The sequence below is a fragment of the Flavobacterium pectinovorum genome (genome assembly GCF_006438875.1).
GTDB classification, from domain to species: domain Bacteria; phylum Bacteroidota; class Bacteroidia; order Flavobacteriales; family Flavobacteriaceae; genus Flavobacterium; species Flavobacterium pectinovorum_A.
Genome location: NZ_RCZH01000004.1, coordinates 45,926 through 62,550, shown reverse-complemented (window position 1 = coordinate 62,550; position 16,625 = coordinate 45,926). Strand labels below are relative to the sequence as shown.

The window sequence follows — 16,625 nt, the reverse complement described above, 5'->3', positions numbered from 1 at the left end:
GGTTTTTCTGTTTTTTTTAGTCTTCTACAATAGATTTTTTGGCGTGATCAAAATCAATTACTCCAAGCAAATTGGTAAATCTTTTTCCGAAAACCGATAGTGTATTGTCTCTTTCATTTTCGCCTAAATTGTCGCTGATGGTTTCCCGAATAACTCCAAATTGATTGGTAGATGAAGCGATAATAAAATTGTCATTTAATAGCGCTCCGACTACGATATTTCCACCAATGTCAATACCTAGACTAAGTTTTCTCAGATAGCTTAAAAAGCCTTTCCATTTTGTAACGGCATATACAAAGCAAATAGGGTAGATGCCTAAAGAACAAATCAATGCAAACAAAAAAAGGGTCCATTCTGTGTAATGTTTTTTCGAAATAAATAGAGTTGGTAGAAGTAAAATAGTTAAGGGTATCATTGCCAAGATTGTAATTGAAAGCCACAGCAATGCTAAAGCTGTAAAAATAAATTTCACAATTTTCATGTATAGTCTTTTTATGATTAATGATTTTAGAATAAATAATCTTTTGGGGCATAAAACCCCAAAAGATTATTAAAGATTGTAATTTATGGTTCTATTGGTTGTTTATTGTTATGAGCAACAATTCCGGAAATAACATAATTATCTACATCTTCAACATCCAGAAGTATTACTTCCAATGGTTCTTCTTTAAAGACGATTGATTCGATAGCTTTTGTTTTTCCTGTTTTGTCAATTAATAACATGCTTTGTACAACATTTTTTGTACAAACCCATTTTACGTTCTCACCATCTTCAGATACCAATAGCGGATGTTGTCCTGTGGCTTTAATAGTCGTTTCTGCTGTTTTAATTTCGAAATAATTAGGTTGTAAACTTGCTTTTTTGCCTACTACAGTTACTTCTGCTTTTGCAGCTTCATTTAGTTTTCCGTTCCAAACCATGTAATCTCCATCAGATTCATCGATTTCATTCGGGAAAGAAAATCCTTGAAGTTTGTCGCCAATTTCGATATTCTTTAATTTTTTAGATTGTCCTGATGCCATTGTCACTAAAGATTCTACATCAAAACATCCGCCTCCACCACCGCCACCTGTTGCCGGATCTGTAGTTGCATGAGCTTCACCATTAAAGCCAGATGGATTTAGTTGAGCATCTAAAGCTTGTACCTTATAATAATAGGTTGTGTTTGGGGATAAACCCGAGTCTAAATAAAAAGAATCAGGATTCATCATAAATGCAATGTAAGTTCCGCCAGCCGTTTTTCGATATAATTCGTATTGGACACTACCATTATCATCAGTCGAAGGTTCCCATTCCACAAGTATTTGACCTTGACCTTCTGAGTTAGCTTGTATATTTTGAGGTATTGTTGGAGCGATTATGGATGTTGTTGTTACGTCTCCATTATCACTGCGTGGTGATAGATTTCCTGCGGCATCTCGCGCAATCACATAGAAATTATATTGTGTTCCGGCGGTTAAAGAACTTACATAATAAGTAACGACATTCCCTGCTGTTTCTCCTAAATAATTACCATTTTTATAAACTAGATATTTTGTTACACCAGATTCGTCGCTTGCAGCTGTCCAGTTTAAACGTAAAGTCGAATTACCAACGTTTGAAAACGATAAGGTTGGTTTTGTTGGTGGTGTTGTCTCACGTAAAATTCCTGTATATACAATAAATTGAACTACTCTGTAAGGGTTTAGAATTGGGAAAGATTTACCTTCTCCCACTATTGATGTATCAGCTGACTCGTAACCACCAAAAGGAGGTGTTCTGTCTTGAAAATCGTAACCTCGCACTGGCACAGCTCTATCATAACTATGGCTGTGTGGAGGAAGTTCTTCGATAAGCAATTTTTTACCCATTCGGCCTCCAGCATTCCCCAACGTTTCAAATGGATATATTATCGAACCATAATAATCTTTATAGTAGCTAATACCATTACCTCCGTCTCCGTCTTGTGCATCACTTTTTTCTTCAGAAGTTAGAATATTAAGTCCAACAGGCATTCTTCCTTTCAGCGGCACATATTCTTCCCAACCATTAGGAATTGGCTCGGTTTTCCCCCAAATAGCAACCATACCAATAGGAATTGCAGATGTGTTTTGTGTTTCTAAAGCAGTAATTCGTTTAAGTAATGAGTCGAGTAAGTTGTTGCTTTTAAGTACTTGATTAGCACTATCAGTTATTAATAAAGAATCTGAAGAGGTTGTAGCAGTACTAAAATCTTCAGCACTTGTATTGGTATTGTCTAAATATATTTTTCCACCTACATGAGTGTTTGTCCAATTAGACTGATAATTTAGAGTAAGATTTGTAGTTCCTGGAATACTGGTGTCAACCAAAGCTTTTGCTAAATAACCATTTATTTGAGTAACATCGCCTTCAATTGCATCAATGTTTGTTTCGATAGCATTGATGTTTGATTTAATTCCAGTAATATCTCCTTTAATTGCAGTAACATCACCTTCAATTACATCAATGTTTGCTTCAATGGCATTAATATTTCCTTCAATTACATTGATATTGACTTCGATTGCATCAATGTTAGATTGAATTGCTGCCAGAATTGTATCAATTGTATGAATGTCTGTAACAGTTTCAAAATCTTTTAAAACATAATATTTGATTGTTTGGACTTGACCATTTTCAGTAACAATAACAGTATCATCATATTTTGCTGGGCTGTATTCTGCCTCATAATCATAATAGGCTGTTTGAGATTCTCCCGTTCCGTAGATTAAATTGGTTTCTGTTCTGGTCGTTTTTAAATAATTTGTTCGATCTCCAATGTTAATAGGAAATAAAACTCCTGTCTCATTTTCAGGATCTTCCTGACGAATAACTGCCCAGCCCTTTTTTTCGTTTGTTGCATAAGCCAGAATATAATCGTTGCCAAGGTCGATGCTTAAATGACTTTTTAAGGCTTCGAATAACTCTGACCTATATGCGGTTTGAAGTCTTTCTAAAGTTTCTTGCTCGAGAGGAAATCCTCCTGCATGACTAAAATTTACTTGTTTCATTTTTATTGATTTAAATGTCTGTTGTTTTTATACTATTTATCTAAAACTTCTGGTGAATACGGATAGCTTTCGTAGCTTTTACCGGCGAGTTTATAGAAATTAAGAAGGTTGTGAAACTCAATGTTTGCAACTTTTATGGCAGCTGTTTTTGATACTGACCCATTTTTATCCGGTTGGATCGTTATGGCTCCGCTTAAGATTAAACTTTCAGGAATAAATACCCTGAAATTTGCATAAGCCAATGTTGTATAATCTTTGCGATGCGCCAGATAAACAGGTTTATTGTTCTTGCTTTTTTTGTAGTCGTCGTGCGTATATACTTTTAATTGCGGAATCATTAAAGCTCCTTTCACTTTGGGTCCATCCAATAAAATACGATCGGGTTCAAAATATTCTTTGTGCAGATATACATATTGCAAAGTAGGCTTGACAGATTCGTCTATATAAATTAACTCGTCAACTCGTTTTTGCTCCGTGCTTGCATTAGGATCGTAAGTTTTGGTAGGATTGAAAGTTTCATTCAGTATTTTTTCCAGATAAATCACCTGACCTGTATGCTGCATTTTATAAAGAGTTTCTTCATAAATCGAGCGAATAGGCGAGAGCAAAACATTGAGCCAATCTGCATGTGTTTTTTTCCTGAGAATAGGAGGGATGAGCCATAATAACAGCTTTTCCCATTTTAGAATCGTGTATTTATTCATTGTTTAAGTATTAGACTATTGTTTATCTCTGTAAAATGTATAAGGAATATAGTTGACCTCAATATCAAGAGTCTCCATATCAAAATAGCCTGCTCGTGGAATGAAATATTCTATTTTGGTCACATCGGTTGGCGAAGTATTGGGCTCGTCACTTGGATTTGTTGCGGGATCAGTCTGAACTTTTGTTAAAACCGGAATTTTAACTCCTTGCGCTTTCTGTACGGCATCAACCAAATATGTTTTAACAAATGCTCCATTAAATTCAATGTTTTTCAAATGATCTTGTAAAGCATCCATTACAGGAAATACATTTTTATCTGAGATCAATGAACCATTAAACTCGTCTACCACGTAAGTATCAACTGGAGTTATGCCATCCGGATTTGCGTTTTCATTTAGAATTTTTGCTTGATAATATTCAATATCTTTTGGATTGATATAAATCGTCAAAGGATCGATATAAACATTCAGACTTAATTTTAAGATATCTCCCTGGTCAGAAGTTATATAAACTTGATTTCCTGCATCTTTGATTTTGGCGATATATTCCTTAAAAGCATAAAGTTCATTGGGAACATCAATTCTCGAAATTTTATCATCTTTTACAGTGGCAACTTTTATAAAGACAACGCCAACTTTATTATGAAAATAATCTGAGAAAATTTCTTTTGGGTCCGTTTTCTTTGGATCAAGCACCGTTTCTAAGTCAACTTCGCTTACAGCACAATGTTTGATTATTTTAGAATCTTCGATCTGATCGTCCGAAAGGTCTGTCGTGTCAAACTGGTATGATCCATCTCTCCAGACAAGCGACATATTGTTGCTCGAATCCGGATCCACAGGCATTCCGTAATGAAAATTTAAAGCCTGTTCTCGATACCAGTTCAAAGTGTGAGGTCTTGAAATCAAAGCATTTTTTTCGACTATTTTTTCGTGAGCCCAAATAGCAGTCGCGACTATATTGATCCAGAGTTTCCAAATGGCTGTTTTTGAGTCATTTGTTAATGTTTTCAAGGAAAGTTGTTTGTCCTTTTCGTCCAGAATATCCTTCTGTATTTCAGCAATTGTACGTGCCATATTTTAATTTTTTAATATAGATTAGCCTGTAAGACATGTGTAATATGCTTATAGAGAATTGTTTATGTTTTTTTTGTAAATACTACTGAGACGTAGTTTTCTTTTAGAGAAATCTAAAAAATGCCGATTTAAATGTAGAACTTCAGTCTGTTTAATGGTTTAGAACTGATGTTTCAGGTAATTTTGGCAGAAGATTTTTGTATTAATAAATGATAAAATCATCTTCAATAATCATATAATCAATTCCGGAGAAGTTGTCCAGTAAAAATTCCTCCTCTTCAGTAAGAGCCGTTGCGGGTTTTAGATTTCTGGAATTGTAATATTCTACAATATCTTTTTTAAAGGCTTCCCTGCCAATTTTTAAATCGTTATATACAGAAATATCCTCTGTAATGTTAAACTTATCATTGTCTTCTAAAATGTCGAATACTTTTTCGATACTTCCGTATTCTTGTAAAGACAAGTCAAAAATGTTTTGGTTTTCTTGTGGTTTAATAGTTTCCATCGATTTTAATGTTTTGTAAATCGTTGACATCTAATGTTTTTACATAAAAATTGTCATACGATAATTGTTTATCTATTTCGTTTTCTAGTCTTAGCCTGGATGTGGCATCCGGACTGTTAATGTATTTTTTAATTCCTACTCCCAGGATCGGAAACTCTTTATAACTTCCTTTTTGACTTAGCAATAAATGTTCGATGTTTTGCTGATCTGCTTCTTGAATGGCGAAGTCTCCAAAACCTAAAGCATCGTTGATAATTAACAAGTCATCATCTATGATAAAATCTTTCATATGTCGTTATTATTTGTTGTTTTTATTAATTAATTTCTTCCTCGAATTTGCGCGCCATATTCAAAAGAAGCTGTTTTATTTGATACTGTAAAAATACACCATGGATGCTCTTTAAACAAGATTTTGAAGCTTCGTATTCAGTAGTTTCAGTAAGTTAAATGTTAGTTATAACTTGTTTATAATAAGGTATTTGTGTGATATTTTTGTTGTTCTTTTTTTTATCGTGAATTGACTATTAAACAACAGGAATAATTATTTCGAGAATTACTTTAAAAACTATTTTTATGATATTATTTTTAATAGCATTCAGTTTTATTTTTGAAATTCCCGCAGTTTGAAGTGCTTGTAAAGTCACCAGATCCAATTGACTTTTTAAGAGCCATTCCAGTTCGTCTTCAGTAAGATTTCCCGAAGAGAAAAGAAGCATCCAGCGTTCCAGTTTTTCTTTGGATGTTTCCAAAAATGAATTTAAATCTTTCTCTAATTCAGGTTTGAAGTCTTTGTAACTATTTGTTATAATAGTTTTTAGTTTGGTTTTTAACTCCTCCAATACTTTGTCGTTTTCCATAAGATTTATGTTTTACCGTTGATTAAATCTAAAATTGCATCTTTTGACTCTTTGTCTTTTTTAATTTCATATTGAATAAGTAAATCAAAAGCATCTAAAACCTGTTTTTTGGATTCATCCAGAAAAGGCTGAGAGAGAATTCCTTTTATTTCCCAACGTTTAAAAAATCCCGCCAAAAGATTTTTTTCTTTATCATTTAAAATCGTCCACATTGCAAAAGTGATTTCGTTATTGGGTTTGTTTTTTTCATATTCACCCAATTTTTCAATGTCAAGTAATAATGCTTCGACCTCTTTTTTATGAAGAACATAAGGAGTCGTCGCCTGATCCATTAATTTTGAAGTTTCGACTTTTAAAGCAGTCGTTTTTTGATAAGAATAGTGATCGTATAATGCCGTTTTTGTCGAAACACAAGAGGTCATTGCAAACGAAACGGCGATTGAAAATGTTACAAACTTTAATTTCAAATGTTTCATCTCTTTATTTGTATAAGATTACGTAGTTTTTTCTGTCACGTTTTAGTTTGCTAAGTACTTTCCAGTCGCTATATCCTTTCTTATCAAAATGCGGAAGATCTTTAAAAGTTTTCCAGTCGCCGCCCCAGTTCCAGTTGTATTTTGCAAAAATTTTGACACATTCCTGCCAATCCGAAACTTGGTCATTATCCCAGTCTTTCGCCGTATCCCAGGAAGCGGTTTTGCCGTCTATAATGAGGCAAATGTCTACAGCAAATCCATAATTGTGAATAGACTGTCCGCCCTTGGCATTCGTAACTTTTTTTCCGGGTTTTGTTCTGCCAAAAGCATAAAGATCCTCTTGTTCCTGAAAAGTTCTAAGCCCTTGTGTAATGCGTACTTTTGCCCTTCCGGTTAAGGCAAGATCACATTCGGCAATAATTTTGGCAACTTCTTCCCTGACCGAAGGATGAAGCAAATCAATGTGTTTTTTTGTTGTTTGATCCATATTTGTATTTATTAATGATTTCGTTTTTTGAGAATAAAAAGCCTTTCCCGATTGCTTGGAAAAACAATCACGGTTTTAATTATTCGGTAAGATTATTTGTGTTTTGAAATTTATTTAGTGTGGAAAGAATTCCTTAAATAAATCCTGTAAATGTTACTTTTTTAGAATAATAATTTTGATAGAATGCGTGCTTTTAATTACAGTGTAAAAATACGCCGAAATAGCGGGTTGTAAAAATAATATAAAGCTGTAAATCAGTAGTTTCAGTAGAGAATTTTGTACTTTTTGTAGTTTTGTTTGTTGGTAAAAATGAAAATTAAAGGCAAAAAAACACCCGTTTTCCTAGAATAGAAAAACGGGTGTTTGAGATAAATATAAGAAGTTTTTTTATTCTTTATCAGCTCTTGGAAAATCATTAATATCTAAACCATCCATAGTACTTTTGCCATTGATGATAATTTCTCTGCCTCCAAATTTATTTAAGTAACCTAAATCATTTGGTTCATCATAATCAGATTCAACCTCATAAAATGGTGTGATTTCCATTCCTACTATATTATTGTCTTCAAATAATTGTTTAGATTTCTCAGAGATAAGAAAAGAAGGAGCCATATAAACCCAATCTAATTCTAAGGTGAAATATTGTGATTGAAATCTTGAAAATAGTTCTTTTTCTCGTAAGTTAAATAATTCGTCACTATCTTTTATTTCTCCTGTTTTAAAAAAAGTAAGTTCTTCAGTCTCTACATTCAATCCGTAAACATTTGATTTGTTAAAATCAACATATGGAATCATGAAAATATCTATTTGTAATATATAATAAGGTAAATCTTTTCCGGCATCAATATCTAATGTAATTGGATAGAATCTGTGTTTAGGTAAGTTTAATTTTTCTAGTAGTTCCTTTAATTTAGGAGATATTGTGTAAAAGCGCAAGGTTCTTGCCTGATTTGGTTTAAGAATTAGTGGGCCGTTATAAAAATCAATGGCTTCATATAAAAAATCAGAAGTCATTTTTTTTTCGTAAACATCTCTTTCTAATCGAAAGTGTAGTTTATTTATTGTAGCAGTAAAATCTTCATTGTCATTATAGTTTTCTCCAGAAAAAGGCAAATTATCTAATGGATCTACAGATTGAGTTCTGTTCATATAGGTTCCAAAATCTGCTTTTAGTGCATATAATTTCATTGTTTTTATAATTTTAAAAGGTTTATTTTCCAATTGAATGATTCCAGATTTATTAATAAGAACCATCACTTTCGATAAATCCTGCTTTTTTCATTATATAAAGCAACTCTAATGTTTCTGCATCAAAATACGCAAAACAATACATTCCTTCAAAAAATGAAATAATTTTGCCGTTTTCATCATATTCTAAATTAGTGCTTTTTGTTTTAAAAGATACTACATAAACTTCTTTTGTTTTTCCATCTCTTAATTCTTTTAATTCTTTGTCCCGACAATTTAATGGTATACGTTCTTCGTATGAAATTACGTTTGTCTTATTAAACCATTTTTTTAAGTTTTCAATTACTTGTTGTTTTGTATTCATTAGTCTGTTGGACGGTTTTTTGAAATAAAATCTTTAAATGCTTCCATAAAATCAATAAATTCATTAAAAGTCCATTTAAAATCTTCTTCTTCCTGGGGAGTTTTCCAATCAAAAAAATAGGCATAATCTTTATCGACTGAAATTGTTAGCTCTGTTCCAGGAACAACATAATCATAAATTTCTTTTCCCGTTAAGTTTTTAGATTCATTAATGATTAATTGAACTTCTTGTACTGTCCAACCCTGCCATGCAATTTGAAATAAAGATTTATGTTTTTCATTGAGACTATCGTAATCTAAACCGTATGCATAAATAATTTTTTCTTCACTAAGAGACCCATAACTAAAATCTATTTTTCTAAATTCAATTTTTTTCATAATATAAAAACATTTTGCCTAAAAATATTAAACTGATGACAAGAAAAATAAAAGAAAAAATCAAATAACTTTTACTTTTAAAAACTCTAAGAAATACAAAAAACGAACATCCAAAAATAAGACTGGTTAATGTATATAATATTTTTAAAAACTCTACAACATCGCTATCAATAACGATTAAATCTCCTTCATTGACAATATATGGATCAATAAAATAGCTGAAGAGAAAGAGAAAAAATCCAATAAAAAACAATATTCGTATTATGATTTTCATAGAATTAACTTGCAATTGTAATTATAAAGAAAATTAATTTTCAAGTAGAAAATGGATATTAAAAATCTAATTTAAATTAGCGATACTTGGCATTTTTACGCCGTTTAGGTTTTTATCAAGAACAAAAACAGTTGGCATTAATTCATTAAAATTAAAATCTTCTAAAAAGTTATACTAACACTTGAAGTACTGATAAAAAGTACAATAATTGCAACAAAAATTGAGGTGATTTTTTTCATACTTACAAATTATATTATTACGCCTAATCTGATGATTCAGTTACTATAATTTGCCATATTTTTTTCTTATGCGGGCTCTTTCAACAGATTCTGGTGATGTTGGACATAATAAATCTTCTCTTAAGGAGTCATAATTAGTTCCTTTAACTTCTTTTACTATAGAAAACTTACTGTCAACTAGCAACATTACAATAATTGATTCAAATATTGTTCCTTTGCTTTCTTCGCATTCGTCGTCATTGAGGAAAAAATGGGTGTTTTCTTCATTTAATGTTATTGGTGCAAAAAAACTATTCATCAGATACAAATTTACGTCATTCTTAACGGTTAGTATTTTGTATATCGCAGAGGATGATTCTTTACACAATTTTCCATTGTTCCCTTTCAAATAGATAATATATTTATTAAAGGGAATTGAGTAAATACCTCCAATTACATATTTACTATTTACACTATTATTCTGTGTTTCTAAGTAATCAATTATAGTCTTTTCCAGTGAAGTAGAAATAACTGATTGCGCTTTCGTTGATAAACTAAAACAAAAGAAACAGCTTAAACTTATTATTAATATCTTTTTCATTCTTCATATATTTTACCACCAGTTTCAAATTGAACTTTTCCATGATTATCTGTTCCGTAAGTAGACCAACCCATATCTGTCTTAATATAACCTGGTAGATTATTATGTTTATAAACGTTTTTGTCTCCAAATAAGCCTGGTACATCTTCATCATCTGTACCACTTGGTTTTGGACCTCCAAAAGTAGGATGTGTATGATAAAATCCCGCAATATCATAAGATTTTGCATCAATCGTAAGACAAGTATTTGAACCATCAAAACCTATAGTATTCATTAATTTTGGAAGTTTATTGAACTTACCCAGGAAAACTCCGTTTTGATCAAAACTTGAGCCTGAATACTTCAATCCAACCAATAACAAATCATATACTTTTGTTCTCAAATCATCTAAGTTCGCTGTTCTTTGACCAACCATCAAAGCAGAAACTTCTCTATCATACGAATCTTGGATTTTAAGCGTTAAATTCAAAAATGAATCTAAATCAGGTCTATTATTAAATTTAATTTCATTAAAATCAGAGTTAATAATATTTTTACTTTTTAATTGCGCTAAAGCTCCTTTGTTTGTTGTTCCTATAAAAATATTACCTTTATATAAACCATCAATATTATTTTTTGTTTTACGTTTCAAAGTAACATTTCCATCCTGATCAATTTCATAGTCATTTCCGGAAGAGATTCCATTAGAATCGTCCAAATCTTTTGAATTTTGATCATTACAAACATAAGGATAATTCGTGCAAAATTTTTCCATCTCAACACTATTTTTATCATCTTCTATTTGCTGACGCCAAATGCTGAGCATAATTTGTCTAAACCTTGCCATTTCAGACGCGCTGGTATCTTTTAATTCTATATCGTGGTTTTTAACAATCATTATTATGGAGTTTTAAGGAGAACAGGAAAAGGTTTTTTTTAGATTACTTCGACTTTTACGGGTTTGGGTTGAATGTGATCTGAGAATGCTGTGGTGATATTGAGACGCAAATCGTCTTCTTGTTCAATTTTACCATCGCCGCCCAAATAGCAATTTTTGAACAATACTTCAAGAGCCTTGAATTCGTCCATTTTTGAAGCTTGCAATACGGCTGAACGAATGCTCATATCCGGTTTTTTGAAATAAGCAAATAGAGGAGTTTCATCATCATCTGCAATGGTAAGTTTAACAACTTTTTTGTGCTTATATTTCCATTGGTTTAGTTGTGCTTGAGTAATGTTTCCGTCGAGAACATCGGCAGTTTTAGAGATTGTGTTTTCCATTTTGAGAGATATTGTTTGTTTTTATGATAGGGTAATTGATGTCAGATTTAGTGGTGTCTTTTTGTTTGTATTAAAATGTAATAACACCTTATAATACTTTGCGACACAAGTATAAATGTCATATCAGTTACAATAACTGATTGACGTTTTTTTATTATTTATAGAAATAGGATTATTTATGTAAGCGGATTAAAAAAAGAGGCTGCCTGAGTTATTTTTTTGGAGTTAAATAAACTCAAAGCAGCCTCTTGAAGTAAATTCCCTGGCTAAAACGGACTAATAAAGAGCGTGTAGAATAGTTTGCTTGCAAAAATCATGTTGCTTTTGAACTTCTTTTTTGCGTAACGCATTTAGATATTGGTTTTCTCTTTTTAGTCGGTTTTAGAAACAGGGAAGGGGATTATGGTTTTAAGAATTTATCGGCTGATTAATTCCACTCAACATGAGAACAGATCAAGTCAAAAGAAACTGCAATTTTAGTGTCTCCCTGGCTAATTCCTCTGCTGTTTGAGTTGAATTCACAGTTTCTTACGGTGTGTGTAATTACTTCGTTGCTGTCATCAAGATAACTTACGATGATGCTAAAAGGATTGATGTCTTGCAATCTTTGTCCTTTTGGCAAAGCAGCCAAAATAGCTTCTACTTCGTAGTTGTATAAAGTGATTGAAGCTTTTGCCTCATATTTTCCTCTACCTCTGTGAACCGGCATATCTCCGGCTCCGTAATGGTTTTCTTTAGATACTGAATCACTATAGTTTACAGCCGTAATACCAGTAACGATGTTACCTGCAATACTTACTTCGATAGATGACCAGCTGTGTTGTTGTCCGTTAATTAATGGTAATTTATTCATATGTAGCTTTGTTTGTTTTTTGATAATCCCGATAACGCTCAGGAGCTATGACCTTATTTTCAGTTGTGTTTATAACAAGTGAATTATGGCGATAACATTGGTGAATTTTTTGTTGTTTTGTGAAGTATAAATTATGCTTTGTCGATTCCAAAAGGATTTTTGAATCCAAGATCAACCATAATTTTGCGGGCAGTTCCTACTGGTGTGATTTCTGCTTTTACTTTTAATTCTGAAGTTGCCAGAATGTTTTGTTTTGGATCTACATAAACATCAAAAGCAGATACTTCCTGATTTGCAATCATTCCTTCTAAAGCAGATCTGCATAAACCTTCAAAGCTTTTTGAAACTGATTGTGGCAATTTTCCATCGATATCTACTAAAACCGGAGACGCTAATTTTGGCAATAAAGCTGTACGCAATAAACGAGTTGCTTTGTTAATAGTACGGTTGTTTTCAACATAAGCATAGTCAGATGTACCTGTAGTACAAGTAGCGCTATCATTGAAATAAACTCCCGGTAAACCAGTGTGTGTTCTTGCAAAAATGTATCTTTTGTCGTTTAGCTCTCCTAAAAGTCCAAGCGCCTTAACTTCTTCTCCACCTACAAAACCTGCTTTTGAAAAACCTTCACCAGTTAAGTTGAATTTTTCGATCCAGGCGATGTTTTCAGATACTTTTGCTTTAGAAATTGCTCCTAATGCCAGTCCAACTGCTGCAGAGTTTGGGTATTTGTCTGCTTTTTCAACATCCATAGCTATAACTACAGATACGTTTTCGGCAGTTAATTCAGCTAAAGAAGTAGCTTCTTCAATACTAAAACCTTTTCCTTCCAGGATAACTTCAAACGGCATATAATCTGCATAAGCAAACTTAGCTTGTGTTTGTGCTGCAGCCACGGCATCTTCTGTGTCTGCAAATGTTGTTGCTCCAGCATAAATAATCGCCATTTGACGAATATTTCCGTTTGCTTTTTCCTGCATATCTTTTGCTTTTGCGGCAATGATTTTATAAGAAGTTGCTTCTGTTTTCATAATATACAAATCACCAGAAGGATTCATTCTGAAAAATTGCTGAATTTGGTAGTAAGCAGATTGTCCTCCTACATCATTTAATTCTGTAATGCCGTATGCTGCAGCATCTTCTAATGAAGCTAAAAGAACTACTTTGTCGTTAGTAAGTTCATCAGTTGAAACTCCGCTAAAAAGCAATCCTGAAACCATGTCTTGTTCTGGAGTTCTTCTTCCTAATCCGCCAGATAGTTTGTTAATCACTACATCGTTTAATTTACTCATAATATAAAATGTTTAATTGTTTAAAAATTTGTTTTTGGGTTTTTGCTCAAAAATGGGCAAAAGAGGGGCTGTAACAGGTTGTTAAACTTGTTATTGTCAATGATTTATTGTTTAAAATGGTATTCGTTATCCAGAATCCAAAAAAGCAGAATTTCTATTTTTGGACGATTTGTAAAAACTGATCTTTTAATTGGATTTTCCTCTTGGCCAAGAGATAAATTTGCTTTTGATATCGAGTACAAATTTAAGGCTCAAGGTTGCTTTTTCCAATTTTTTTGATGTTCAAAACCAGTAGTTTCAGTGGTTTAAGCTCTAGCCTCTGTAGCGAGTCCTTCATTTATAATAGTATAAATAGTGCGCTCAGTCAGGAACAAAGTATCCGAAAGTTCAGATACTACAACTTTCATTTGTTTAGCTTGATTTCTATTAAGATAGTTAATAACATAATCTCTCCTTTTGTCTAATAGTGTTCTGCTTCTTTTCATTTGTGGTATTTAATAGTGGGGATTAATTTTACTTAGCTTTTAGGTTTTGGTTGCTGCTTTAATTCATAGATATTATTATTATTTTAAATGAATGAGCTTTTTTGATTAACGAGTTGTATTTAGATCGATATCTCCCTGAACCTGATTTGGATTTATTCCGATTATTCCCGAAGTTAAATCGTATCCTAAATCTTCTAATTCTTCGTTGCTAAGTCCGTTGTTGAAAAGGATGTATTTCTTTTTTAAGGTGTTTTCGATCAAGGTTGTTTTATAAGTGATCTCCCAGATGAAATAATCATTTTTGTTCCAATATGTATGTTCGTTCGTACATTGCTTTTCTCTTATCTTAAAAGTCGAATTAGTATCGATAGCAGCATTAGTATTATTTGTAGACAATACAGCTTTGTCTATTCGTTGCGCAATTTCGAATGCATTTGCATAACTTGTTGATGAAATAGTTTCAACCGGTAATACGATATAGACACAAAAGGTTACATCTGCTTTGTAATTTTTTTCAGAAGATGTTTCCCAGTTTACTGTATCGTATTTAAACATTGCTACTGGTGTTTCAATAGAAGTTTTGAAAATCGCGTCACTGTAAAGTTGAACTGTTGGCGCATTAGAAATGAACTCCGTTTCGATTGCGTTCTTTTTTTCGGTATAAAAGTCTTTTAGAATCATATGATGGATTAATTTTTTACAAATATACAACATATGTTTTAAAATATACAACATATTACATTAAAAAATGCAGTTATTTCAGTAATATGTTTTACTTGTTTTGAGATTATTGTAATAATTCGATAAGAAAGAAATTACAAAATCGCTGTGAACCAGTTGTTTTTTGAAAATAATTACGGAAAGACGTAATTATTTTATTATATTTATTTAGCTTTGCAACATATAGTGGAATGTTTTGTAAAATCTAAAACATATTACATAATAAGATAAAGATAACTACAACATGGAAATACATACTAAGATCAAACGTATTATAGACGAGATGAAGTTAAACAATAACTCATTTGCGAAGTTAATAGGAGTAACCAGTACTACGATAGACAGTATCACGATTGGAAGATTGCAATCTGACGGAGATAGAAAGAGAACCAAACCTGGTTTTGACTTGCTGCAAAGTATAATTACACATTGTAATGTAAATCCGGATTATTTTTTTGGAGACAGCGATGAAATTTTCACCAATAAAACAACTGCAGAAGTTGGTTTAAATCTGCCAAAGATTATCACGGTAAACGAAGACGGAGAAGAAAATATTAATTTTGTTGGTGTAAAAGCCCGCGCAGGTTATTTAGACGGTTATTCTGATCCGGAATACATGGAATCGCTTCCTTCTTTCAGTATGCCAATGCTAAAAAACGGAACTTACAGATGTTTTGAAATTAAAGGAAATTCGATGTCGACAACCATACATGATGGCGATTATCTTTTTGGGAAATATGTCGATAATTTTGATGATATTCTTGATGGAAGAATTTACGTTATCATCAGTAAGAATGATGGAGTAGTGGTTAAAAGGGTTTTAAACCGAATTAGAGAAAGCGGAAAATTAATCCTGAAATCTGATAACAGAGACGGAAATTATCCCATGTATTCCATTTATGCCGAGGATATTCTGGAAGTTTGGTACGCAAGTATGTATGCTTCTAAGCAAATGCCCGATCCAATTAATATTTATGAAAAGATTCATGATCTCGAAAGTAAATTCTACGAAATGGAAGAGACTTTGAGAAAAAAGCTAAACTAGATAAAACAAAAAAACTGCAACTTTATGTTGCAGTTTTTGTTTTGTTACACATTTTAGTTCATTATGTTTTGATACTTCGTGTCTGATAAAAAGAAGAAAATTAGTTTTCTTTATACTCATCACGCAATACGCCTGGTTCGTCTTCTAATACTTCATCGCCACTTGGTTCTTCCAGACTTACACCAAACATTTCCATTATCATTTTTTCTTTTTCGGCACAGAGATCTAGACCTTCTAATTCCTTATTATTAAAACTTGTTCTTCGAAATACCTGACTGGGAAATGCAATGTAATCTTTGCTTTTACCATTCTTTACAAACAGTAAAATAATCTTAGGATAAGTATCTTCGATACCGCTGCAACCCGTTATTCGGTATCTTAATTCGGTAATGTTATCGTATTTTATTTCATAATAGTTAAAAAGAATATCTGAAATTTTATTCATTTGTTCTTCAGTAGCTAAAGTTTTAGAATCATGAAATTTTGATTTTAAGTAGTTTCGTGGTTCTTTATCCTCATAGTATTTTGGAGTTACAACATAAACCGAATCGTACGTTGAAAAAGGAAATAATATCTTTGTTTTTTCTAATGGAATTTTGAAAAACAAAACGATTGAGTCTTCTTTTGCTTGTGGCTCTGGTGGAGCTGTTGGTAGATTTAATAAAGTTTTGCGGAAATTTAAATTTTCATGATAGAATTCACAATTATCGCCACAATAACTATTTCTAAGCTCTGAAAGTTTATTTTTTTGAGCATTACTAACTATAATAAATGAAATAGTTAGTAGAAGTGAGATAATTGTTTTTTTTGCCATAGTTTGTAAAAATCTTTG

At 32.1% G+C, this 16,625-nt stretch carries 20 protein-coding genes; 1 reads left to right on the top strand and 19 read right to left on the bottom strand.

Features of this window, described 5'->3' with window-relative positions; all coding sequences use genetic code 11:
- Nucleotides 1–16: 16 nt before the first annotated feature.
- From EAH81_RS06555 to EAH81_RS06470, 18 genes are all read right to left on the bottom strand, one after another.
- Complete coding sequence (locus EAH81_RS06555) at nucleotides 17–481, bottom strand: hypothetical protein (RefSeq protein ID WP_140505096.1); 465 nt, start codon at nucleotides 479–481, stop codon at nucleotides 17–19.
- A gap of 83 nt (nucleotides 482–564) precedes the next feature.
- Nucleotides 565–3,009, bottom strand: a complete 2,445-nt coding sequence (locus EAH81_RS06550; RefSeq protein ID WP_140505094.1) for a fibronectin type III domain-containing protein — start codon at nucleotides 3,007–3,009, stop codon at nucleotides 565–567.
- 32 nt (nucleotides 3,010–3,041) lie between these two features.
- Nucleotides 3,042–3,713, bottom strand: a complete 672-nt coding sequence (locus tag EAH81_RS06545; RefSeq protein ID WP_140505092.1) for a hypothetical protein — start codon at nucleotides 3,711–3,713, stop codon at nucleotides 3,042–3,044.
- Nucleotides 3,714–3,728: 15 nt separating this feature from the next.
- Nucleotides 3,729–4,790 carry a hypothetical protein gene (locus EAH81_RS06540; RefSeq protein ID WP_140505090.1) on the bottom strand — a complete coding sequence of 354 codons (1,062 nt, stop codon included), beginning with the start codon at nucleotides 4,788–4,790 and terminating at the stop codon, nucleotides 3,729–3,731.
- 202 nt (nucleotides 4,791–4,992) lie between these two features.
- A complete protein-coding gene (locus EAH81_RS06535) occupies nucleotides 4,993–5,295 on the bottom strand; it encodes a hypothetical protein (protein WP_140505088.1) in 303 nt (100 codons plus the stop codon).
- Entirely contained in the window at nucleotides 5,282–5,584 is a 303-nt protein-coding gene (locus EAH81_RS06530; RefSeq protein ID WP_140505086.1) for a hypothetical protein, read from the bottom strand. The genes EAH81_RS06535 and EAH81_RS06530 overlap by 14 nt, the downstream gene beginning before the upstream one ends.
- Before the next feature lie 235 nt (nucleotides 5,585–5,819).
- Nucleotides 5,820–6,152, bottom strand: coding sequence for a hypothetical protein (locus EAH81_RS06525; RefSeq protein WP_140505084.1), 333 nt, complete (start codon nucleotides 6,150–6,152; stop codon nucleotides 5,820–5,822).
- 5 nt (nucleotides 6,153–6,157) lie between these two features.
- Entirely contained in the window at nucleotides 6,158–6,628 is a 471-nt protein-coding gene (locus EAH81_RS06520; RefSeq protein ID WP_140505082.1) for a hypothetical protein, read from the bottom strand.
- Between the two features lie 4 nt (nucleotides 6,629–6,632).
- Complete coding sequence (locus EAH81_RS06515; RefSeq protein ID WP_140505080.1) at nucleotides 6,633–7,115, bottom strand: M15 family metallopeptidase; 483 nt, start codon at nucleotides 7,113–7,115, stop codon at nucleotides 6,633–6,635.
- A gap of 387 nt (nucleotides 7,116–7,502) precedes the next feature.
- Nucleotides 7,503–8,303: a hypothetical protein gene (locus tag EAH81_RS06510; protein WP_140505078.1), complete on the bottom strand. Its 801-nt coding sequence runs from the start codon at nucleotides 8,301–8,303 to the stop codon at nucleotides 7,503–7,505.
- A 52-nt stretch (nucleotides 8,304–8,355) separates the two neighbouring features.
- Nucleotides 8,356–8,667 carry a hypothetical protein gene (locus tag EAH81_RS06505; RefSeq protein ID WP_140505076.1) on the bottom strand — a complete coding sequence of 104 codons (312 nt, stop codon included), beginning with the start codon at nucleotides 8,665–8,667 and terminating at the stop codon, nucleotides 8,356–8,358.
- Nucleotides 8,667–9,044 (bottom strand): hypothetical protein, encoded by a 378-nt coding sequence (locus tag EAH81_RS06500; protein WP_140505074.1) that lies wholly within the window; start codon nucleotides 9,042–9,044, stop codon nucleotides 8,667–8,669. The genes EAH81_RS06505 and EAH81_RS06500 overlap by 1 nt, the downstream gene beginning before the upstream one ends.
- A gap of 556 nt (nucleotides 9,045–9,600) precedes the next feature.
- Nucleotides 9,601–10,137: a hypothetical protein gene (locus EAH81_RS06495; protein WP_140505072.1), complete on the bottom strand. Its 537-nt coding sequence runs from the start codon at nucleotides 10,135–10,137 to the stop codon at nucleotides 9,601–9,603.
- The gene (locus tag EAH81_RS06490) at nucleotides 10,134–11,015 is read right to left on the bottom strand and encodes a hypothetical protein (RefSeq protein ID WP_140505070.1); all 882 of its coding nucleotides are present in this window, start codon (nucleotides 11,013–11,015) and stop codon (nucleotides 10,134–10,136) included. Before EAH81_RS06490 ends, EAH81_RS06495 begins: the two co-directional genes overlap by 4 nt.
- 38 nt (nucleotides 11,016–11,053) lie before the next feature.
- On the bottom strand, nucleotides 11,054–11,398 hold the full coding sequence (locus EAH81_RS06485; protein ID WP_140505068.1) for a hypothetical protein: 345 nt from the start codon (nucleotides 11,396–11,398) through the stop codon (nucleotides 11,054–11,056).
- A 427-nt stretch (nucleotides 11,399–11,825) separates the two neighbouring features.
- A complete protein-coding gene (locus tag EAH81_RS06480; protein ID WP_035684757.1) occupies nucleotides 11,826–12,251 on the bottom strand; it encodes a hypothetical protein in 426 nt (141 codons plus the stop codon).
- Nucleotides 12,252–12,382: 131 nt separating this feature from the next.
- Nucleotides 12,383–13,543, bottom strand: a complete 1,161-nt coding sequence (locus EAH81_RS06475; protein ID WP_140505066.1) for a DUF2586 domain-containing protein — start codon at nucleotides 13,541–13,543, stop codon at nucleotides 12,383–12,385.
- A 590-nt stretch (nucleotides 13,544–14,133) separates the two neighbouring features.
- Entirely contained in the window at nucleotides 14,134–14,709 is a 576-nt protein-coding gene (locus EAH81_RS06470) for a hypothetical protein (RefSeq protein ID WP_140505064.1), read from the bottom strand.
- 283 nt (nucleotides 14,710–14,992) lie between these two features.
- On the opposite strand from EAH81_RS06470, the gene EAH81_RS06465 reads away from it, so the two are divergent.
- On the top strand, nucleotides 14,993–15,793 hold the full coding sequence (locus EAH81_RS06465) for an XRE family transcriptional regulator (protein ID WP_140505062.1): 801 nt from the start codon (nucleotides 14,993–14,995) through the stop codon (nucleotides 15,791–15,793).
- Between the two features lie 100 nt (nucleotides 15,794–15,893).
- Here the strand turns inward: EAH81_RS06465 and EAH81_RS06460 are convergent, their stop codons facing one another.
- Nucleotides 15,894–16,607, bottom strand: a complete 714-nt coding sequence (locus EAH81_RS06460) for a hypothetical protein (protein ID WP_140505060.1) — start codon at nucleotides 16,605–16,607, stop codon at nucleotides 15,894–15,896.
- Nucleotides 16,608–16,625: the final 18 nt, after the last annotated feature.